Origin of the sequence: Simplicispira sp., from assembly GCF_028687295.1 — a bacterium.
GTDB classification, from domain to species: Bacteria; Pseudomonadota; Gammaproteobacteria; order Burkholderiales; family Burkholderiaceae_C; genus Simplicispira; species Simplicispira metamorpha.
The window spans coordinates 1-20840 of sequence record NZ_JAQUAL010000048.1; the positions used below are offsets into that span (position 1 = coordinate 1).

General features: G+C 63.5%; 24 protein-coding genes. 3 read left to right on the top strand and 21 right to left on the bottom strand.

The genetic code is table 11. The annotated features are described in order from the left end of the window. From PHX69_RS07360 to PHX69_RS07450, 19 genes are all read right to left on the bottom strand, one after another. A partial coding sequence (locus PHX69_RS07360) for a pyridoxine 5'-phosphate synthase (RefSeq protein WP_288043100.1) occupies window positions 1-308 on the bottom strand: 308 nt, incomplete at its 3' end. 18 nt (window positions 309-326) lie between these two features. Continuing rightward, a complete protein-coding gene (gene recO, locus PHX69_RS07365) occupies window positions 327-1100 on the bottom strand; it encodes a DNA repair protein RecO (RefSeq protein WP_288043101.1) in 774 nt (257 codons plus the stop codon). 101 nt (window positions 1101-1201) lie between these two features. Continuing rightward, window positions 1202-2296, bottom strand: coding sequence for a GTPase Era (gene era / locus PHX69_RS07370; protein WP_119014292.1), 1095 nt, complete (start codon window positions 2294-2296; stop codon window positions 1202-1204). After that, window positions 2293-2976, bottom strand: a complete 684-nt coding sequence (gene rnc / locus PHX69_RS07375; protein ID WP_119014293.1) for a ribonuclease III — start codon at window positions 2974-2976, stop codon at window positions 2293-2295. Before rnc ends, era begins: the two co-directional genes overlap by 4 nt. Continuing rightward, the gene (locus tag PHX69_RS07380; protein ID WP_119014294.1) at window positions 2977-3339 is read right to left on the bottom strand and encodes a DUF4845 domain-containing protein; all 363 of its coding nucleotides are present in this window, start codon (window positions 3337-3339) and stop codon (window positions 2977-2979) included. A 38-nt stretch (window positions 3340-3377) separates the two neighbouring features. Then, entirely contained in the window at window positions 3378-4352 is a 975-nt protein-coding gene (gene lepB / locus PHX69_RS07385; protein WP_288043104.1) for a signal peptidase I, read from the bottom strand. 1 nt (window position 4353) lies between these two features. After that, window positions 4354-6162: a translation elongation factor 4 gene (gene lepA, locus PHX69_RS07390; RefSeq protein ID WP_288043106.1), complete on the bottom strand. Its 1809-nt coding sequence runs from the start codon at window positions 6160-6162 to the stop codon at window positions 4354-4356. A gap of 186 nt (window positions 6163-6348) precedes the next feature. Then, complete coding sequence (locus PHX69_RS07395) at window positions 6349-7812, bottom strand: DegQ family serine endoprotease (RefSeq protein WP_288043107.1); 1464 nt, start codon at window positions 7810-7812, stop codon at window positions 6349-6351. Between the two features lie 110 nt (window positions 7813-7922). Further along, window positions 7923-8603, bottom strand: coding sequence for a sigma-E factor negative regulatory protein (locus PHX69_RS07400; RefSeq protein ID WP_288043108.1), 681 nt, complete (start codon window positions 8601-8603; stop codon window positions 7923-7925). 24 nt (window positions 8604-8627) lie between these two features. Then, a complete protein-coding gene (rpoE, locus tag PHX69_RS07405; protein ID WP_119014298.1) occupies window positions 8628-9260 on the bottom strand; it encodes an RNA polymerase sigma factor RpoE in 633 nt (210 codons plus the stop codon). 32 nt (window positions 9261-9292) lie between these two features. Then, on the bottom strand, window positions 9293-9796 hold the full coding sequence (locus PHX69_RS07410) for a hypothetical protein (protein WP_288043110.1): 504 nt from the start codon (window positions 9794-9796) through the stop codon (window positions 9293-9295). Between the two features lie 18 nt (window positions 9797-9814). Next, window positions 9815-11062 (bottom strand): beta-ketoacyl-ACP synthase II, encoded by a 1248-nt coding sequence (gene fabF, locus PHX69_RS07415; protein ID WP_288043111.1) that lies wholly within the window; start codon window positions 11060-11062, stop codon window positions 9815-9817. Window positions 11063-11112: 50 nt separating this feature from the next. Then, window positions 11113-11352, bottom strand: a complete 240-nt coding sequence (gene acpP, locus PHX69_RS07420; protein WP_119014301.1) for an acyl carrier protein — start codon at window positions 11350-11352, stop codon at window positions 11113-11115. A 105-nt stretch (window positions 11353-11457) separates the two neighbouring features. Then, a complete protein-coding gene (gene fabG, locus PHX69_RS07425; protein ID WP_288043112.1) occupies window positions 11458-12204 on the bottom strand; it encodes a 3-oxoacyl-ACP reductase FabG in 747 nt (248 codons plus the stop codon). Continuing rightward, entirely contained in the window at window positions 12201-13151 is a 951-nt protein-coding gene (gene fabD, locus PHX69_RS07430; protein ID WP_288043114.1) for an ACP S-malonyltransferase, read from the bottom strand. Before fabD ends, fabG begins: the two co-directional genes overlap by 4 nt. A gap of 57 nt (window positions 13152-13208) precedes the next feature. Beyond that, on the bottom strand, window positions 13209-14186 hold the full coding sequence (locus tag PHX69_RS07435) for a beta-ketoacyl-ACP synthase III (RefSeq protein WP_119014304.1): 978 nt from the start codon (window positions 14184-14186) through the stop codon (window positions 13209-13211). Beyond that, window positions 14186-15238, bottom strand: a complete 1053-nt coding sequence (gene plsX / locus PHX69_RS07440) for a phosphate acyltransferase PlsX (protein ID WP_288043116.1) — start codon at window positions 15236-15238, stop codon at window positions 14186-14188. Before plsX ends, PHX69_RS07435 begins: the two co-directional genes overlap by 1 nt. Window positions 15239-15415: 177 nt before the next feature. Then, complete coding sequence (rpmF, locus tag PHX69_RS07445) at window positions 15416-15598, bottom strand: 50S ribosomal protein L32 (protein ID WP_019575026.1); 183 nt, start codon at window positions 15596-15598, stop codon at window positions 15416-15418. A 111-nt stretch (window positions 15599-15709) separates the two neighbouring features. Beyond that, window positions 15710-16261 (bottom strand): YceD family protein, encoded by a 552-nt coding sequence (locus PHX69_RS07450; RefSeq protein WP_288043123.1) that lies wholly within the window; start codon window positions 16259-16261, stop codon window positions 15710-15712. A 26-nt stretch (window positions 16262-16287) separates the two neighbouring features. Between PHX69_RS07450 and PHX69_RS07455 the strand changes: the two genes are divergently transcribed. Further along, window positions 16288-16887 carry a Maf family nucleotide pyrophosphatase gene (locus PHX69_RS07455; RefSeq protein WP_119014307.1) on the top strand — a complete coding sequence of 200 codons (600 nt, stop codon included), beginning with the start codon at window positions 16288-16290 and terminating at the stop codon, window positions 16885-16887. After that, a complete protein-coding gene (locus PHX69_RS07460) occupies window positions 16884-17699 on the top strand; it encodes an SAM-dependent methyltransferase (protein ID WP_119014308.1) in 816 nt (271 codons plus the stop codon). Before PHX69_RS07455 ends, PHX69_RS07460 begins: the two co-directional genes overlap by 4 nt. A gap of 33 nt (window positions 17700-17732) precedes the next feature. Here PHX69_RS07460 and PHX69_RS07465 read toward each other — a convergent pair whose 3' ends face one another. Both PHX69_RS07465 and PHX69_RS07470 read right to left on the bottom strand, forming a co-directional pair. After that, complete coding sequence (locus PHX69_RS07465) at window positions 17733-18608, bottom strand: ZIP family metal transporter (protein WP_288043125.1); 876 nt, start codon at window positions 18606-18608, stop codon at window positions 17733-17735. A 108-nt stretch (window positions 18609-18716) separates the two neighbouring features. After that, window positions 18717-19619, bottom strand: a complete 903-nt coding sequence (locus tag PHX69_RS07470; RefSeq protein ID WP_288043126.1) for a dienelactone hydrolase family protein — start codon at window positions 19617-19619, stop codon at window positions 18717-18719. Window positions 19620-19793: 174 nt separating this feature from the next. On the opposite strand from PHX69_RS07470, the gene PHX69_RS07475 reads away from it, so the two are divergent. Then, window positions 19794-20684 carry an NAD-dependent epimerase/dehydratase family protein gene (locus tag PHX69_RS07475; RefSeq protein ID WP_288043128.1) on the top strand — a complete coding sequence of 297 codons (891 nt, stop codon included), beginning with the start codon at window positions 19794-19796 and terminating at the stop codon, window positions 20682-20684. Window positions 20685-20840: the final 156 nt, after the last annotated feature.

Here is a 20840-nt window from a genome sequence, read left to right on the forward strand (position 1 = left end):
ATGAAGTCCATCAGGTTGTGGAAGGGGTTGCCTTCGATGTTGTATTCGCGGCCCGGCCAGTCTTGCAACAGCGCGGCCAGTTCGGTCACGTCGTGGGCACGGATGTGGCGCTCGTCGGGGCGCGGATGCACCGTAATGCCCTGCGCGCCCGCTTGCAGGCACAGCAGTGCCGCGCGCGTGACGCTGGGAATGCCCAGGTGGCGCGTGTTGCGCACCAGGGCCACCTTGTTGACGTTGACCGACAAGGCGGTGCGGTGGGCAGCAATGGGCGCGGTGGCGGGCGCAGTGGCAGGCATGGCAGTGGTCATGGCAAGGTCGTGGCGAGGTCAAAGGGCTTGGATATCCAGCATGAGCTGGCGGGTGCGCAGCAGGGGGCTGCCGCAATGGTATTGCAGCAGGGCGCGCAGTTGGGGTTTGAGTTCCAGTGCCACGGGCGCGCAGGCGCGCAGCAGTGCCGCCAAGCGCACGCCCCGGCCTTGCAGGGGTGCGTACAGGGCCTGCCACTGCGCGGCGCTCAGGCTGGCACGCTGCTCGCTGGCATCGGCGGCGCGCAGGCCGCCTTCGGGCACCAGGGTGTAGCGCGCCTGCGCTTGCAGGGGCTCCAGGGTCAGGGTTTGCGCGTCCAGGGCGGGCAGCATGCCGATCTCGCGCAGCAGCAGCAGCTCAAACGTGCGCAGCACCGGCTCCAGCGCTTCGCCGTGTTCGCTGGCCAGCACGCGCACCACGGCGCTGTAGGCATCGAACAGCACCGGGTGCGGGTCGTCGCGCGCCAGCAGGCGCAGCAGCAGCTCGTTGAGGTAAATGCCCGCCAACAGCGCGTCCCCCGTGGGCATGATGTGGCCACCGACCCACTCGGCGCCTTTGAGGGTGTGGATGTCATTGGCGCCCGTGGCCACGCTCTGTGTCCAGGTCAGGCTCAGGGGCTGCAAGGGCAGCAGCACGGGCCGGAAGTTGGAGCTGGGCTTTTTCGCCCCCTTGGCCACCAGCGCCACGCGCCCGTGCTGGCGCGTGAACACTTCCAGAATCAGGCTGGACTCGCTCCAGTCGTAGCGGTGCAGCACAAAGGCCGGTTCATTGGAAAAACGGCGCGCGGTGGCCACGGTCAATCAGCAGTGGTTTCGCCGCCGGGCCGCCCCAAGGCGAAACGCCGTCCCCTCGGGGGGCAGAGAGCACACGCAGTGAGCGAACGTGGGGGCCACATTCACTCATAGCCGAACGAGCGCACGCGGGCTTCGTCGTCGGCCCAGCCCGAGCGCACCTTGACCCACAGCTCGACAAACACCTTGGCGTCCATGAGCTTTTCCAGCTCCTGGCGGGTTTCGGTGCCGATGCGCTTCAAGCGTTCGCCCTTGTCGCCAATCACCATGGCCTTGTGGCTGTCGCGCTCGACGATGATGGTGGCGGCCACGCGGATCATGCGTTTGTGGACTTTGCTTTTTTCTTCTTCGAACTTGTCGATCACCACCGTGGAGGTGTAGGGCAGCTCGTCGCCCGTGAAGCGGAACAGCTTTTCGCGCACGGTTTCACTGGCCAGAAACTTTTCGCTGCGGTCGGTCAGCTCGTCGGCCTCGTACCACCAGGGCGCTTCGGGCAGGTACTTTTCGCAAATGCCATACAGGCGCTGGATGTCGCCCTTGTTCTTGGCCGACATGGGCACGAACTCGGCAAACGGGTGGCGCTCCTGCATGCCCTTGAGCCAGGGCGCGATCTCGGCACGGCGGTGGATGTTGTCCAGCTTGTTGGCAATGAGCAGCGTCGGGATGCCGGGCTTGAACAGGCTCAGCACCTTGGCGTCGGCCAGCGTGAAGCTGCCCGCCTCGACGACGAACAAAATCAAGTCCACATCGCCAATCGCGCCCATCACCGTTTTGTTCAGCGACTTGTTCAGCGCCGTGGCGTGGCGTGTCTGAAAGCCGGGCGTATCGACAAACACAAACTGCGTTTGCCCCAGCGTGCGGATGCCGGTGATGCGGTGGCGCGTGGTCTGCGCCTTGCGCGAGGTGATGCTGATTTTTTGCCCCACCAGCGCGTTCAGCAGCGTGGATTTGCCCACGTTGGGCTTGCCGACGATGGCAATCACACCGCAGCGCTGCGGGCCGGTGGCGCCAGCGTCTGCGCTGTCGGCTGCGCTTGGGCCCAGGGCCTGCGCCAGCACGGCATCGAGTTCGGCGGCAGTTTGCACCGCAGCGGGCTGCGCTGCTGGCGCCGGTGCCGCAGTGGCAGATTCAAGGTCTTTTTCGGCTTGCAGGCTTGCTGGCTGTGCGCTAGCAGCTACGTTTTTAGTAGCATCGTTCATGGTTTTTTCGCTTTCAGGGTGGCCAGCATGGCCGCGGCTGCGGCCTGCTCGCCGGCACGGCGGGAGCCGCCGGTGCCGCGCTCGGTGAGCGAGAGTTCGGGGATGTGGCATTCCACATCAAAGGTTTGCCGGTGGGCCGCGCCTGCCGTGGCCACCACGGTGTACTGCGGCACTTTCATTTTGCGGCCCTGCAACCACTCCTGCAACGCCGTCTTGGCGTCTTTGGCAGCGGCCTGCATTTGCGGGTTGATTTCGACGGCGGCAAACAGCCGGTGAACCAGGGCTTCTGCCGAGGCGTAGCCCGCATCCAGATACACGGCGCCAATCAGCGCCTCCAGGGCGTCGGCCAGGATGGAGGCACGCTGGTGCCCGCCCGAGCGGGCCTCGCCCTCGCCCAGGCGCAGTACCTCGGACAAGCGCAGGCCCAGCGCCAACTGGTGCAGGGTGCCCTCTTTGACCAGGTTGGCACGCACGCGCGACAAGTCGCCCTCGGGCAGCGCACTGAGGCGCTGGTACAGCAGGCTGGAGACGGCCAGGTTGAGAACGGAGTCGCCCAGGAATTCAAGGCGTTCGTTGTGGTCGGCGCTGAAGCTGCGGTGCGTGACGGCACGCAGCAGCAGGGCCGGGCTGGAAAAGGTGTGCTGCAAGCGCGATTGCAGCGAAGCAAGAGCGGGCTGCACTTAGTCTGTCTGCGCCTGGAAGCGGTACACCAGATAGGCGGGCCCAGCCAGCGGAATCTCGCGGGCGTAATTGACCGATACCACCACCTTGTCGCCACGCTTGGTGACTTCCAGGTCCTGGCCTTTGACAGAGCTGATGTTGTCAATAGCAGCGGCGCGGTCAAAGGCCGCACGCACGCCGGGCACGGTGCTTTCGATCTTGGCTTTGTTCATGGCCTTGGTGATGGCCTGGTATTCCAGCCAGATCGGAATCGACTGGCCACCGATGGCAAAAGCTGCCACAGCCATCAGGCCAATGAAGATCACGCCGATAAATGACAGGCCGCGCTGGCGCGAACGGCGGGGGGTGCGCTGTGCATTCATAACTTACTCCCTGGTGGTTGCCACGTGACAGTGTGAACTCAATGGAACGCCCCGATGCGCTTGAGGTCGCCGAAGTTCATCCAGACAAAAAAGGCTTTGCCGACGATGTTGGCATCGGGCACAAAGCCCCAGTAGCGCGAGTCGAGGGAATTGTCCCGGTTGTCACCCATCATGAAATAGTGCCCTGAGGGGACTTTGCAGACCACACCCTCGACGCTGTAGCGGCAGTGGTCGCGGTAGGCAAAGTCGCTGGCACCCTGCACAAAGGCCGGTGCCTCGGGGTTGTTGAGCAGGCGGTGGGGCTGGGCGCCCAGTTGTTCTTCGTACTGCTTGAAGTAGCGCATGGCGCCTTCATCGAAGAAGTCAGGAACGGCGGTGGTGGGCACCGGCTGACCATTAACGCTCAGGCGTTTGTTCAGATAAGCGACTTCATCGCCGGGCACACCGACCACGCGCTTGATGTAGTCCATGTTGGGCTGGGGCGGGTAGCGAAACACCATCACATCGCCGCGCTGGGGCGCATTGCCCTCGGTCAGCTTGGTGTGGATCACCGGCAGGCGCACGCCGTAGGTGAATTTGTTCACCAGAATGAGGTCGCCCACCAGCAGCGTCGGAATCATGGAGCCCGAGGGAATCTTGAACGGCTCGAACAGGAACGAGCGCAGCACAAACACTGTGGCAATCACCGGAAACAGCCCCGCTGTCCAGTCCAGCCACCAGGGCTGCATGAGGATGCGGCCCTTGGCCTCTTGCACATCCAGATCGACTTTGGCAATGCCCATGCGGTCCAGCTCGGCACGGCGCTGCGCGGCGGCGTCCTCAATGGCCTGGGCAGCGCGGCGGCGCCGGGGCAGAAAATACAGCCGCTCGGCCAGCCAGTAGGCCCCCGTGACCACGGTGGCCAAAAACAGCAGCAAAGCAAAGTTGCCCTCGATCAGGCCCATGTACCAGGAGCCGATGTAGCCTACAAAGGCCGCCAGCAGCAACGCCGTCAGAACTTGCACCGCTTGCATATCAGTCTTCCACCTGCAAGATGGCCAGGAAGGCTTCTTGCGGCACCTCCACAGAGCCGATCTGTTTCATGCGTTTTTTGCCGGCCTTTTGCTTTTCCAACAGCTTGCGTTTGCGGCTGACGTCACCGCCATAGCACTTGGCCAGCACGTTTTTGCGCAACGCCTTGATGGTTTCGCGGGCGATGACGTTGGCGCCAATGGCCGCCTGAATGGCCACGTCAAACATCTGGCGGCTGATGATCTCGCGCATCTTGGCCACCACGGCACGGCCCCGGTAGGGTGCCTGCGAGCGGTGAACGATGATGGACAAGGCATCGACCTTCTCGCCGTTGAGCAGAATATCGACCTTGACCACGTCAGAGGTGCGGTACTCCTTGAACTCGTAGTCCATGGAGGCATAGCCGCGCGACACCGATTTGAGCTTGTCAAAAAAGTCCAGCACGATCTCGCCCAGCGGCATCTCGTACGTGAGCATGACCTGGCGACCGTGGTAGGCCATGTTCATCTGCACGCCGCGTTTTTGGTTGGCCAGCGTCATCACCGGGCCGACGTAGTCTTGCGGCATGTACAGGTGTACGGTGACGATGGGTTCGCGAATCTCAGCGAGCTTGCCCACATCGGGCATCTTGGCCGGGTTTTCCACCATGGTGACTTCGCCACCGGGCTTGACGACCTGGTACACCACGCTGGGCGCGGTGGTGATGAGGTCTTGGTCAAACTCGCGCTCCAGGCGCTCTTGCACGATTTCCATGTGCAACAGGCCCAGAAAGCCGCAGCGAAAACCAAAGCCCAGCGCCTGGCTCACTTCGGGTTCGTAGTGCAGCGAAGCATCGTTGAGCTTGAGCTTTTCGAGGGCATCGCGCAGTTGGTCGTATTCACTGGCCTCGGTGGGGTACAGGCCGGCAAACACCTGGGGCTGAATCTCTTTGAAGCCGGGCAGCGCCTCGGTAGCCGGGCCAGCATTGTTGGGCAGCTTTTTTTCCAGGGTGATGGTGTCGCCCACCTTGGCCGCCTGCAGCTCTTTGATACCCGCAATGATGTAGCCCACTTCACCGGCATTGAGCCGGTCGCGCGGCTCGTTGGCGGGCGTGAAAACGCCCAGGTTGTCGGCGTTATAGACGGCGTTGGTGGCCATCATCTTGAAGCGCTCGCCTTTGAGCAAGCGGCCATCGACCACGCGCACCAGCATGACCACGCCCACATACGAATCGAACCAGCTGTCGATGATCATCGCCCGCAGCGGCGCATCGGGGTTCCCCTTTGGCGCGGGTATCTTGGCGACGATGGCTTCGAGGATTTCTTCAATGCCCATGCCGGTTTTGGCCGAGCAGGGAATGGCATCGGTAGCATCAATGCCGATCACATCTTCGATCTCGGCTTTGGCGTTGTCGGGGTCGGACTGGGGCAAGTCCATTTTGTTGAGCACGGGCAGCACTTCCACACCCAGATCGAGTGCGGTGTAGCAGTTAGCCACCGTTTGCGCCTCTACGCCCTGGGAGGCATCCACCACCAGCAGCGCACCTTCGCAAGCCGACAAAGAGCGGCTCACTTCGTAAGAGAAATCGACGTGGCCGGGCGTGTCGATCAGGTTCAGGTTGTAGACCTGGCCATCCTTGGCCTTGTACTGCAAGGAGGCAGTCTGCGCCTTGATGGTGATGCCCCGCTCTTTTTCGATGTCCATCGAGTCAAGCACCTGGGCCTCCATCTGGCGCTCCTCCAGGCCGCCGCAGCGCTGGATCAGGCGGTCGGCCAGGGTGGATTTGCCGTGGTCAATGTGCGCGATGATGGAAAAGTTTCTGATGTGATTCATCAACAAAAAGCGTCAAGTGGTGGGGTTACAAAGGCACGTACAAGAAAAAAGGGCGCATCGAATGGCGACGCGCCCTGAACCAACAATCCTTGGCAGCCGGGTTGATTGGAGCTTCATTGCAGGAACGGCTGCCATTCTAACCAACAGGCTCCGCGCCCCACAGGGGTGGCGCAGCGCCAATGCTGGTCAGCGCGCAGGGCGAATCAGCGCGTACTGCGCCCATTCACCACGGCGGAACAAGACGTTCACGGGCTTGCTCTTGTCCAACTTGGCCAGCACAGCTTCCAGCTCCTTGCTGCTGGAGACTTCCGTGTTGGCAATCGCCACAATCACATCGCCCTCGCGCAGCCCGGCGCGCGCTGCGGCATCGCTGGCGGCCTCGACACGCACACCGCCCTTGAGTTTGAGTTCTTTTTTCTGCGCATCGGTCAGGTCACTGACCAGCAAACCCAGCTGCTGCGTGGCCACCGCCGCCTTGGGCTTGGGCTGGTCAGCGGCTTTGCGCGCAGTTTTATCGGGCTCAATCTCGGCAATGGTGATGGTCAGGTCGCGCGCGTTGCCCCGGCGGAACACCGTCACCACGCTCTTGCTGCCAGGCTTGGTGCTGCCCACCATGCGCGGCAAGTCCGACACCTTGTCGATGGGTTTGCCATCAAAGCGGGTGATGATGTCACCCGCTTCGACACCGGCTTTTTCTGCGGGCGATCCAGCCTCTACCCCCGTCACCAAGGCGCCTTGCTGCTTGCCCAGCCCCAAAGACTCAGCAACGTCCTTGCTGACCGGGCCAATCTGCACGCCAATGCGGCCGCGCGTCACGCGCCCGGTGGCGCGCAGTTGCTCGCTCACGCGCATGGCCTCATCAATCGGGATGGCAAACGAAATGCCCATGAAGCCCCCCGAGCGCGAATAAATCTGGCTGTTGATGCCCACCACTTCACCACGCATGTTGATCAGGGGGCCGCCGGAGTTGCCGGGGTTGATGGCCACATCGGTCTGGATGAAGGGCAAATAATCGCCTGTCTCGCGCTGGCGGGCGCTGACGATACCCGCCGTCACGGTGCTCTCCAGACCAAATGGGGAACCGATCGCCATCACCCACTCGCCCACCTTCAGGCGGCTGCTGTCGCCAATCTTGACGGCAGGCAGACCGGTAGCCTCGATTTTGACGACGGCCACATCGGTGCGCTTGTCGGTGCCGACGATGCGGGCCTTGAACTCGCGCTTGTCGGTGAGTGTGACCAGCACCTGATCAGCACCATCCACCACATGCGCATTGGTCATCACATAGCCATCCGCGCTAACGATAAAGCCCGAACCGACACCACTGGGCTGAGCGTCTTCCTCCTGTGGCCGCTGGGGGCGCTGCTGGCGTGGCACGTTGGGAACCGGCACACCAAAGCGCCGGAAAAACTCCAGCATTTCTTCGTCCATGCCATTGACGTTGGCACGGGAAGAGACTTTCTCCAAGGTGCGGATATTGACCACCGCAGGCCCGACCTGCTCCACCAGTTCCGTGAAATCAGGCAGGCCACGCACCACGCTGGCGGGCTGCGCCGCCACAGTGCCAGGCGCCACCAGCGCCGTGCCCGCCGAAGCAAACACCGTGGCAGCCAACACCAGGCGCGCCACGGTTGAACTTGTTTTTTTCATCAGCAACCTTTCATGCAAATCAGACACCGACCATATGCCGGTTCTGGTATGCCTATGAAAGCCGGGGCAGCGATTGGTTCCCTGCCACAACGCCGGCACCCGCCCAGGTGTCAGCGCTTGGGGGCCTCGAAATTGGCGTTGCGCAAAAAGCCTGCGGGCAGTTGCAAGGCTGAAGTACCGCCAAACTGCTTGTGTGCGGCCAACAGCTCATCCAGGCGCGGGTCACGGATCATCACTTGCTGGGGCGCCTGGTTGTCAGCCAGCGACACAGCAGGCGCTTGCACCGACACAGAGGCAGTGACAGGCGCGGGCACCCCAGCCATCTGCGCACCAGCGGGCGGGCCGCCCAGCCCCCCCACCGCGCTCCAGACCAGCGTGACCACAGCGGCCAACGAAGCCAGCCCGGCTACCATTTTCCAGCGGAAAACCGAGTCATTGGCGGCCTGCGGTGGCGGCGTGAACTGGGTAAGCACGGGTTGCGCGGGCGCTGCGGGGCTGCTGACCGTGGCCTGCGCAACAGGTGCGGCTTCCTGGGCCAACTGCGTGCGCAACCGGGCCAGAAAGTCGCCGTTGTCCACGGGGCGCGCCAATTCAGGCGAACGCAGCACATCGCCCACCAGTTGATACAGCTGCCAAGTTTCCCGCCCCTCGTCCTGGGATGAGAACTCCAGCGCCTGTGTCAGCGCATTGCCTGACAACTGCCCGTCGGCCAATGCCGACAGCATTTCTTTCTGATTGAGGTTTTCCGTCATGATTTCACCTGTCGAACCCACACCTGTTGCATCTGCCATGCTGCCGCCTTCTTGTTAGCACCGTTACCAGCGCTTGCCCATCTGGTTTTGCAACAACGGCCGCACACGCGCCGAAATCGCTTCACGCGCCCGAAAAATGCGCGAGCGCACAGTGCCTATGGGGCAGGCCATGGCCAGCGCAATTTCTTCATAGCTCAAGCCCTCTATTTCACGCAGGCTCACGGCCTGGCGCAAATCTTCGGGCAAAGCCTCCATGGCCGCGTTGACGGCAGCCGCTATCTCGCGGGCAGCCAATACAGTTTCGGGCGTTTCCTCGTTGATTGGTTCATTACCGAGGCGGGAAGTTTCATCACCATCGTCCGCACCGGCCAGCGTCGACTCATACACCAGCGGATCACGCTTGAGATCCATCAGCGCCTTTTTGGCTGTATTGACCGCAATACGGTATAGCCAGGTGTAGAACTGCGCTTCGCCGCGAAACTGGTGCAGCGCTCGATAGGCACGGATGAAGGTTTCCTGCGCAATGTCCTGCACCAGGTCGGTATCGCGCACCATGCGGCCAATCAGGCGCTCAATGCGCCGCTGGTATTTGATGACCAGCAGTTCATACGCCCGCTGATCCCCGGCGACTGCGCGCTCGACCAGTTGGAAGTCACTGTCGCCAGGAGGTGGTTCGGCAAGGGGAGAAACGGTCATGGGTAAGGGAAGTTGCGCGCCTGGCGACCGCTTCAGGGGGCGCGGCCGGGGGTTTCAGCAAGGTTGTCGGCAGCACCCGGCCTGGGGCGCGAATATAACGCACGGCGCACATCCATCCAACGCGTGGCATCCCAGGATTGCTCCAGCCAGAGCCACCAGGGAGCGCCATGGGCAGGCGTCAAACGCACCCACACACTGCGCTGCACATCCAGATGTACAGCCAGCACACCAACGATGGCCCCCTGCCCCGGGCGATCCAACGCCCAGTTGCGACCATCCCACACCAGAACGCCCGCTGGAGAAAGCCACCAGAAACGCCATGCCAGCACCGTGGCACCGCCCCAGGTGGCCAGCGCAGCCAGTACCGCTGCCAGCGGCACACCGGCCCAGCGCCACCAAGCCAGACACACCAGCAGCCCCAGTGCAGACAGCACCAGCAACAGGCTGCCAAGCTGGCGGCTGCGCACCACGGGATAGCGCACCGCAGGCGCTTGGTAGCGGGAAGGCGATGCAGCCATCAGATGGGGCCGCACCATGCCAGACCGCTGGACACGTCAGATGCGTCGGAACACCAGGGAACCGTTGGTCCCGCCAAAGCCGAAGTTGTTTTTGACCGCGATATCCATCTTCATGTCGCGCGCCACATTGGCACAGAAGTCAAGGTCGCACTCAGGATCCTGGTTGTCCAGGTTGATAGTGGGTGGCACCTTTTGGTGGTACAGCGCCAACACCGTGAAGATGCTTTCAATGCCACCGGCACCACCAAGCAAGTGCCCGGTCATGGACTTGGTGGAACTGACCACCAGTTTCTGGCGCGCATGGTCGCCAAATGCGGCCTTGATGGCGTTGGTCTCGTTGATATCACCCAAAGGCGTGGAGGTGCCGTGGGCATTGAGGTACTGCACCTCATCGGCATTGACCCCGGCATTGCGCAACGCATGCAGCATGGCGCGACGCGGACCGTCCATATTGGGCGCAGTCATGTGACCGGCGTCGGCGCTCATACCAAAGCCGCTCAGTTCCGCGTAGATTTTGGCGCCGCGGGCCTTGGCGTGCTCATACTCTTCCAGCACCATGACACCGGCCCCCTCGCCCAGCACAAAGCCATCGCGGTCTTTGTCCCAGGGGCGCGAAGCGGCTTTGGGGTCGTCATTGCGGGTGGACAGTGCGCGCATGGCGGCAAAACCACCTACGCCCAGCGGCGACACGGTAGCTTCGGTGCCACCGGCAACGACCACATCGGCGTCGCCGTATTCGATCATGCGCCCGGCCTCGCCAATGCAGTGCAGCCCCGTGGTGCAGGCAGTGACCACGGCCAGGTTGGGCCCCTTGAAGCCAAACCGCATGGAGACATGGCCTGCCACCATATTGATGATGGAGGCAGGTACAAAAAATGGGGTGATGCGCCGCGGCCCCCGGCTGGCCAGCTCCGCATGGGTGTTTTCTATCAGCGGCAAGCCGCCGATACCGGAGCCGATCACACAGGCGATGCGCGTGGCCAGCTCATCGCTGAGCGCCTCGCCCGTTGGCAAGCCCGCATCGCGCACGGCCTGGGCCGCGGCAGCAATGCCGAAATGGATAAAACTGTCCATCGCCCGCGCATCTTTGGCGCTGATGTAGGACTCCAGGTCAAATCCTTTGACCTCTCCTGCAATTTTGCAAGCGAAGTTCGATGCATCGAACTTGGTGATGAGATCAATGCCGGACTGACCGGCGAGGATATTGGCCCAGGCATCCTGCACCGTGTTGCCCACGGGGCTGATGCAACCCAGGCCGGTCACGACAACGCGACGACGGCTCATGCGTAAAAACCTTGTGCTGATCGCTCTGAGGGCAGGCGCTGGGCGCTGGCTCAGGCCTTCTGGTGGTTGGTGGCGTAGTCGATGGCGTTTTGCACCGTCGTGATCTTCTCGGCGTCTTCGTCGGGAATCTCAATGCCGAATTCGTCTTCCAGGGCCATCACCAGCTCCACGGTGTCCAGCGAGTCGGCACCGAGGTCGGCCACAAAGGCTTTTTCGTTGGTGACTTGAGACTCTTCCACGCCGAGTTGTTCGGCAATGATTTTTTTGACACGTGCTTCGATATCGCTCATGGTTTCCCTCTGGGAGGTTGTGAAAAGAATCCGCGATTCTAGCCGTTTAAGAAACCCTTCCTGAACGGCCCGCCGCACGGATCAACCGGCGTGAACTTTCATCAATTACATGTACATGCCGCCATTGACGTGCAACTCCTGCCCCGTCACATAGCCAGCCTCGGGCGATGCCAGGTAGGCCACAGCATGCGCGATGTCTGCGGGCTGGCCCATGTGGCCCAGCGGAATCTGTGCGTTCAGGGCTTTTTGCTGCGCTTCGGGCAGCTCTGCCGTCATGTCGGTCTGGATGAAACCAGGCGCCACGCAGTTGACCGTGATGTTGCGGCTGCCCAGCTCGCGCGCCAGGGCACGGGTCATGCCAGCCACGCCCGCCTTGGCGGCAGCGTAGTTGGCCTGGCCCGGGTTGCCCGAGGCCCCCACCACGCTGGTGATGCTGATGATGCGGCCAAAACGCTGCTTCATCATGGGCTTGATGGCGGCGCGGCTGACGCGGAACACGGCCTTGAGGTTGGTGTCCAGCACCGCATCCCAGTCGTCGTCTTTCATGCGCATGGCCAGCTGGTCGCGCGTGATGCCGGCGTTGTTCACCAGCACCTGCAAACCGCCTTGCTGCTTGACGATGCTGTCGATCAGTGCCTCGACGGCAGCGACGTCATTCACATCCAGCGCGGCGCCACGGCAGCCGGGATAGGCCGCCAGCGCTGCCGTGATGCCTTCGGCACCGCCTGCGGTGGTGGCGGTGCCAATGACCTGGTAGCCACGGCGGGCCAGCTCTTGCGCAATGGCCGCGCCAATACCGCGCGATGCGCCAGTGACCAGCGCCACAGGGGATTTCGCAGAGGATTCGCTCATGCCAGCAGCTCCTTGGTAGCAGTCAGGGTATTCATATCGTAGACAGCGGCGCCGACCAGCTCGGCGTCAATGCGCTTGACCAGACCGGCCAGCACTTTGCCCGGGCCGCACTCGATGATGTGGCTGATGCCACGGCCTTTGAGCGCCTGCACGCATTCGACCCAGCGCACCGGCCCGAACGCCTGGCGGTAGAGCGCATCGCGGATGGCGTCAGCGTCCTGCTGCACGGCCACGTCGATGTTGTTGAGCACCGGAATCTGCGGCGTCGCCAGCGCGGTGGCCGCCAGCGCCACGCGCAGCTTTTCGGCGGCGGGCTTCATCAGGCTGGAGTGGAATGGCGCCGACACCGGCAGCGGCAGGGCGCGCTTGGCACCAGCGGCCTTGAGCACCTCGCAGGCTTTTTCGACGGCGGCTTTGGTGCCTGCAATCACGGTCTGCGCCGGATCGTTGAAATTGACGGCTTCCACCACTTCAGTGCCGTTTTGGGCCATAGCGCCCGTCACCTCTGCGCATCCAGCTATTACTTTTGTAGCATCCAGGCCCAGGATGGCGGCCATGGCACCAGTGCCCACGGGCACGGCTTCCTGCATGGCCGCAGCGCGCAGGCGCACCAGCGGCGCGGCCTGCGCCAGCGTCAGCACACCGGCAGCGACCAGCGCCGAATATTCGCCCAGCGAGTGCCCGGCCACCGCAGCGGGCAGGGCGCCGCCTTCGGCCTGCCACACGCGCCACGCGGCCACGCCCGCCACCAGCATCACCGGCTGGGTGTTGGTGGTCAGGGCCAATTGCTCTTTGGGGCCTTCGTGGATCAGGCGGCCCACGTCTTCGCCCAGGGCGTCCGAGGCTTCTTGCAGCGTTTGCACCACCGCCGGATGGTCGCTCCAGCCATCGAGCATGCCCACGGCCTGCGAGCCCTGGCCCGGGAAGACAAATGCAAAAGACTTCATGTCGTTCAAAATATAAGTAAAAACAGGCTCTAGCGCTTACAGGATAAGCGCTAGCAGCTACAACTTCAGGAGCAAAGCGCCCCAGGTAAAGCCGCCACCCACGCCTTCGAGCAGCAACGTCTGGCCGGGCTGCGCCTGGCCGCTGCGCACCGCCTGGTCCAGCGCCAGCCCAATCGAGGCCGCTGACGTGTTGCCATGCTCTTGCACCGTGACCACGACTTTGTCCATGGGCAGTTTGAGCTTGCGCGCCGTGCTTTGCATGATGCGGATGTTGGCCTGGTGCGGCACCAGCCAATCAATATCGGCCTCGGTCAGGCCGGATTTTTCCAGCACATTGCGGGCGGCGCTCTCGAGCAGGCCCACAGCCAGCTTGAACACCGCTTGGCCATCCATGGTGAGCAGGGGCGAGCCGGTAATCTGCCCGCCCGCCACATGGCCGGGCACGCACAAAATACCCACATGCTTGCCATCGGCGTGGATGTCGCTGGCCAGAATGCCGGGCGTATCCGAGGCTTCCAGCACCACGGCGCCAGCACCATCGCCAAACAGCACGCAGGTGGTGCGGTCATTGAAATCAAGCAGGCGACTGAAAATCTCAGAACCCACCACCAGCGCGCGCGATGCCGCACCAGCACGGATCATGGCGTCGGCCACCGTGAGCGCATAGACAAAGCCACTGCACACAGCCTGCACATCAAAGGCGGCGCAGCCGTTGGCGCCCAGCTTGTGTTGCAGGATGGCGGCGGTGGAGGGAAACACCATGTCCGGCGTGGACGTGGCGACGATGATCAAATCAATATCCTGCGCCTGCAAAGCCGCAGCCTCCAGGGCATTGCGGGCGGCGTGGAGCCCCAGGTCGCTGCACGCCACATCAGGATCGGCAAAGTGGCGCGCGCGGATGCCCGTGCGTTCCACAATCCACTCGTCGGAAGTCTCGACGCCGCGCTCAGCCAGTTGGGCCACCAGGTCGGCATTGGTCACGCGGCGCGGTGGCAAATAACTGCCAGTGCCGGTAATGCGGGAATAGCGTTTCATCAAAATGGCGCTGGCGCCTGTCCGGTCTCCGCAGGCGCACTGGCAGGCAAAAGAAAAGGCGCTGCGCTGGCGATGCGGCGACGAACCCGGTCCAGCAGGTTGTTGCGGGCTGCATCATACGCGCGGTTCAACGCCTGACCGAAGGCCACTTCGTCGGCAGATCCGTGGCTTTTGAACACCAGTCCACGCAGGCCCAACAGGGCTGCGCCGTTGTAGCGACGGTGATCCAATCGCTTTTTAAAAGCAGATAACACCGGATAAGCCACGATGGCAGATATTTTCGTAAAAATATTTCGCGAAAATTCTTGCTTCAAAAATGCACTGACCATGTAGGCCAGGCCTTCGCTGGTTTTCAGCGCCACGTTGCCGACAAAGCCGTCACACACCACGATGTCAGTGGTGCCTTTGAAAATATCATTGCCTTCCACGTTGCCAACAAAGTTCAAGTTACCGGAGTTGGCCGCAGTACGCAGCAGATCACCCGCTTTTTTGATCACTTCGCTGCCTTTGATGGCCTCCGCACCAATATTGAGCAAGCCCACGGTAGGCTGCTCCTTGCCCTTGAGCACCGAATCCAGCGCCGAGCCCATGACGGCAAACTGCAGCAAATGGTGCTCGGTGCAATCGACATTGGCACCCAGATCCAGCACCGTGGTGGAGCCACCAGTGGCATTGGGCAACTGGCTGGCGATGGCAGGCCGGTCGATGCCATCCAGGGTTTTGAGCACATAGCGCGCAATGGCCATCAAAGCACCGGTGTTGCCCGCAGACACCGCTGCGGCTGCCGAGCCATCCTTGACCTGCTGGATGGCCACCCGCATGGAAGAGTCTTTTTTGCGCCGCAAGGCGATCTCTACCGGGTCTTCCATGGTTACCACTTCGCTGGCGTGTACCAAGGTGGCGCGCTCGTGGGCAAAGCCCTGCAAGGCTTCGGGCAGGCCCACCAGCAGGAGCCGCGCATCGGCGTGCTCATCCAAAAACCGGCGGCATGCCGCCAGCGTGACGCGGGGACCGTGGTCGCCCCCCATGCAATCAACGGCCAATGTAATCATGTTTGTTTGTTTCAATCCACGCCCCCAGTGGGGGGCGAATTTGGAAGAGGCCAGCCCTCCACCAAAAAACTCTGCCCCGAAGGGGGTCAAACCTGAAAATGCAGCGCTCAAAGCAAAGGCCCGTGCTACAAAAATAGTAGCTACGGGCCCCTGAGGGTCTGCGCTGAAGGACTGTTATCAGGCTTCAGACTTGTTCTTCAGCACTTGGCGACCACGGTAAAAACCGTTGGGGCTGATGTGGTGACGCAGGTGGATTTCGCCGGTGGTGGGCTCCACTGCGATGCCAGGCACATTCAGGGCATTGTGCGAGCGGTGCATGCCGCGCTTGGAGGGAGATTTTTTGTTTTGCTGAACGGCCATGGTCGGCTCCTGGTCTTAAAGAGGGTTGGTAAAAACGCGATCAGCCCATTCAAAAGACACTAGGTGGGATTCGCGCGAAGCCCGCGATTATAGCGCAAAGGTTTTTGCGCCCTATTCGGCAGGCTTTTCCACGCGCAAACTGGCCAACGCGGCAAACGGGTTGGGCTTTTCAGCGCTGGCCTGTGCAAAGTCTTCGTCGCTGGATGCCAGCGTGACGGGCGTGGGGCACTCTTCGTGGCGCGGCACCACGGGCAGCGCCATCAGCAGTTCGTCTTCAATCAGGGCGTGCAAATCAAAGTCACGGCTGAGGGCAAGCAGGTCTTCTTCGACCTCGTCGTCCAGCGCTTCGGCGGTGGCCTCGTCGGCCACGAAGCGGAACGAGCGCTCTACCAGCAAAGGCACATCCACAGGCAGCAAACAGCGCTGACACACCATGGGAAAGGTGGCCTCGGCGCGCAAATGCAGCCAGTGCTGCACGCCCTCGCCTGCATCGGTGCGCAACTCGGCGTCGGCGTACCAATCCACGCGCAAATCCGGGTGCAAGCCTTGCGCCTCTTCGGCCAGACGCTCGTATTTCAATAAGGTTTCATGGCCGGCGAGATGCCCGCCCGCCTGCGCAAAAGCCTTCACGTCCAGTCTGTCGGGGTGGAATGTCTTGGTCATGGGGCGCAGTGTAAGAGAATCGTGCCATGCATTCTTCTCCCACCCTACAACGCCCCTTGGTACTGGGCTCCACCTCTGTCTACCGGCGCGAATTGTTGCAGCGCCTGCGCCTGCCTTTCACCGTGATGGCGCCTGAAGTCGATGAAACGCCCCAGCCGCACGAAGCCCCCGATGCCCTGGCGCTGCGCCTGGCGCTGGCCAAGGCCCATGCCGTGGCTGCGCAGCAACCCGAGGCTGTGGTGATTGGCTCCGACCAGGTGGCCGACCTGGCTGGCCATGCACTGGGCAAGCCCGGCACGCACGAACGCGCGACCGAGCAATTGCGCCTGATGAGCGGCCACAGCGTGGTTTTTCAGACTGCCGTGGCCGTAGTCTGCCACGCCACCGGCTTTGAACAGGCACTGCTGGCCGCCGTGGAAGTGCGCTTTCGCCCGCTCAGTGATGCGGAAATTGAGCGCTATCTGCGCGCCGAGCAGCCCTACGACTGCGCTGGCAGCGCCAAGAGCGAGGGCCTGGGCATCAGCCTGCTCGACGCCATCCACAGCGACGATCCCACCGCCCTCATCGGCCTGCCGCTGATCCGCACCTGCCACCTGCTGCGCGCTGCCGGGCTGGTGCTGCCATGAGCGCCGCAGCCCCTGCCCTGCCCGCAGCGCCTGCAACGCCCAGCGCACCCGGCACGCTGTACCTGGTGCCCGCGCCGCTGGACTTTGGCTGCGACACACAAACGCCCCTGCAAGACGCCTTGCCCGACGCCACCCTGCGCACCGCCGCCCGCCTGACGCACTGGATTGGCGAGAACGCCAAAAGCACCCGCGCCTACCTCAAGCGCGTCGATGCGCTGCACCCGCTGGCGCTGGCGCTGCAAGAGCAGCACATCACCGAGCTGCCGCGCGAAGTCCACAAAAAAGGCGACCACGGCGGCAAGGGCGCTGCCGTGTGGGATGCACGGCCCCTGCTGGCGCCCGCCCTGGCCGGGCACGATGTGGGCTTGGTGAGCGAGGCGGGCATGCCTGCGGTGGCCGACCCCGGCAGTTCAGTGGTGCGCGCCGCACACGACCTGGGCATCCGTGTGGTGCCACTGGTCGGGCCGGTGTCGCTGCTGCTGGCGCTGGCGGCCAGTGGATTGAACGGGCAGAACTTTGCCTTTGTCGGCTACCTGCCGCAAGACGCCGCCGAGCGCGCCCAGCGCATCCGCGCCCTGGAAACCCTGGCCGTGCAAAGCGGCCAGACGCAGTTGTTCATTGAAACGCCCTACCGCAACGCAGCCTTGCTGCAAGCGCTGCTGCACACGCTGCAGCCCACCACGCGCCTGGCCATCAGCAGCGGCCTGACGCTGGCCAGCGCCCAAACCCGCAGCCAGCCAGTGCGCCAATGGCGCCAGAACAGCGCCGGGCCCGACAAGCACACGCCTGCCGTGTTTGCCATCGGGCGCTGACCGTGCGCCCTGGCGCCTGCACCCGCGCCCACTTCAGTGCGCGTGGTGCGCCACCCGGCTCACGGCCATGACCACCGCCATACCCAACAGCAACCAGACCACCTGGATGGCCGTCTCACGGGCGGACAGGCGTTTTTGCAGCTGCGGAATCAGATCGGCCAGCGCCACATAAACAAAGCTGCTGGAGGCCACCGCCAGAAAATACGGCAGCCAGTCGTGCAGGCGCTCCACCAGAAAATACCCCACCACCCCGCCCAGCGCCGTCACCGCCCCGGCCAGCGACACCTTGACCAGCGCAATGCGCCGGCTGGCGCTGCTCTGGCGCAGCACCACCAGATCGCCCATGTGGTGCGGCACCTCGTGCGCCAGCACCGACACTGCGGCAATCAGCCCCAGCCGCACGTCGGCGACAAACGCGGACGCGATGAGCACGCCATCGCCAAAACAGTGAACGCTGTCGCCCGTCAGCACGCTCCAGCCGCCCACCCGGGGCGCGTGGGGTGCGTGGACGGCAGGCGTGGCGCCGTGCTCGTGGGGCGCTGGATCGGGGGCGTGGTGATGGCCGTGACCGTGACCGTGACCGTGGTGCGCATGGTCGTGGCCGTCGGGGGTGTGGTTGTGCTCGTGGCCGTGGTGCCACAGCTCGGCCTTGTCCAGCAAAAAGAAAAACACCACCCCCACCAGCAGCGTGGCAAACAAATCGTGCGCACCGGCCTGGCTCTCGAACGCCTCGGGCAGCAGGTGCATGAAGGCCGTGGCCAGCAGCGCCCCGGCGGCCAGGCTCAACAGGTGCTGCGGCCCCACGCCATCGGGGCGCCCGCCCAGCCCGGCGCGCATCAACAACGCCGCCAGCCACACACTGCCAATGCCTGCGGCCAGAGTAGCCAAAATAATTGCTATTAAAATCATAGCTGTATGCGCTTTACCTGTATGGCCTGGAAGCCATTTTGATTAAAAAAGCCGCCCTGCCTGAGCGGGGCGGCTGTGTCGGTGCAGCCGGTGCGGGCGCCGGGGTTGTCAGACCACGCCCTGCGCCTTGAACCAGGCCAGTGCCTGTGTCCATCCATCTTCAGCGGGCCCTTGGCGGTAGCTGGGGCGGTAGTCGGCATGGAAGGCATGCGGCGCATCGGGGTACACCACGAACTGGCTGGCCCGGGCCGCAGCAGACCCGCTGGCCAAAGCCGCTTTCATCCTATCAACCGTGTCAAGCGGTATGCCGCCATCTTTTTCGCCGTACAGGCCCAGCACCGGCGCCTTGAGGATGGGCGTGATGTCCACCGGGTGCTTGGGCGTGAGTGCGCTGGGCTGCCCCACCAGCCGCCCGTACCAGGCCACGCCCGCCTTGACTGGGCCGTGCGCGGCATACAGCCAGGTGATGCGCCCGCCCCAGCAAAAGCCGGTGATGGCCACGCGCGCCGCATCACCGCCATGGGCGCTTGCCCAGGCCACAGCGCCGTCCAGATCGGCGACCACCTGGGCATCGGGCACCTTGGCCACCAGCTCGGCCATCAGCTGGCTGATGTCGCTGTACTGCGCCGGGTTGCCCTGGCGCGCGTACAGCTCGGGCGCAATCGCCAGGTAACCGGCACGCGCCAGGCGGCGGCAGACATCAGCGATGTAGGCGTGTACGCCAAAAATCTCCTGAATCACCAGCACCACCGGCAGGCCGGTTTTGCCTGCGGGCGCAGCGCGGTAGGCAGGCACCTGGAAGCCGTTGACCTCGTAATGCACCGTGCCCGCGTCCAGACCATCGGCGGGTGTGGTGAGGGCCGTTTGCGCCATCAACGGTGCGGCGGCGGCATAGCCCAGCGTGCCCAAGCCCAGCGCAGCCTGCAAGGCAGTGCGCCGGGTGGTACCCGCCTCGGTACTGCGCCCCGGCAGCAGGGAATGGACATCAGAGCGGATATCTTCAAACGGCATAACGATCTCTCCTGAAAAAAGCGCGTGGGCGCCGGGCAATGGGGCATCCGGATGGGAACGCAAGTCTAGAAGACTGCCGCGCTGGGCGCAGCCCGCACCGATGAAACCCCGGCCAGCGCTGGCGGCCAAACCGTACTATCGTGCCAGTCCACGCCACCCACTTTGAGAAACACCATGCACATCCTGCTCACTGGCTCTACCGGCTTTATCGGCCACACCCTGAAAGCAGCACTGGAGCGCGCGGGCCATACCGTGCGCGGCGGCGTCTCGCCCCGGCGCAGCGCGCTGCAACCGGGCCAGGTGGCGATGGACTTTGCCCACGACACCAGCGCCAGCGCCTGGTTGCCGCGCCTGGAGGGCATCGACGCCGTGGTCAACGCCGTGGGTGTGCTGCGCGACACGCGCCAGCGCCCCATTGACGCCGTCCACCGCGATACCCCCATCGCGCTGTTCGATGCCTGCGCCCAGGCCGGTGTGCAGCGCGTGGTGCAAATCTCCGCGCTGGGCATTGACGCCAGCAGCACGCGCTACGCCCAGACCAAGCTGGCCGCCGAGGCACACCTGCAACAACTGGCCGCGCAAGGCAAAGTGCGAGCGGCCATCCTGCGCCCCAGCGTGGTGTTTGGCAAAGGCGGCGACAGCAGCGCGCTGTTCATGAACCTGGCGCGCCTGCCGCTGGCGCTGCTGCCTGGCCCGGTGCTGCAAGCGCGGGTGCAGCCGGTATCGGTACACGACCTGGCCGCAGCAGTGGTCGCCCTGCTGGGCCCAGCCATAGACCAGACCGGCACCATTGAATGCACCGGCCCCGAGGCGCTGACCATGGGCGCCTTCATCGCCAGCCTGCGCGAGCAACTGGGCCAGCGCCCTGCCACCGTGCTGCGCCTGCCCCAGCCGCTGACCACCTTGAGCGCGCGCCTGGGCGACGCTGTACCCCCATCGCCCTGGTGCAGCGAAACCCTGGCCATGCTGGGCAGCGACAACGTGGGCAACCCGGCGCAATTTGAGCAACTGCTGGGCAGAAAAGGCGTGCATTACAGCCAGCTGGTGGCTACCGCCTGGCGGTGAAATTTTTATAAGCCAAATCAGCATTTAGCCCCACCCCTTTCAAGGTGTTTGGAAAGAAACCATCGTAGTCTCCTGATTTCTCTGGAATCAGGAACAAGATGGTCTGGCAAGCAGTGATAGAGCGCTTCGAGCAGCAAGCACCCGCCAGCGTGATGG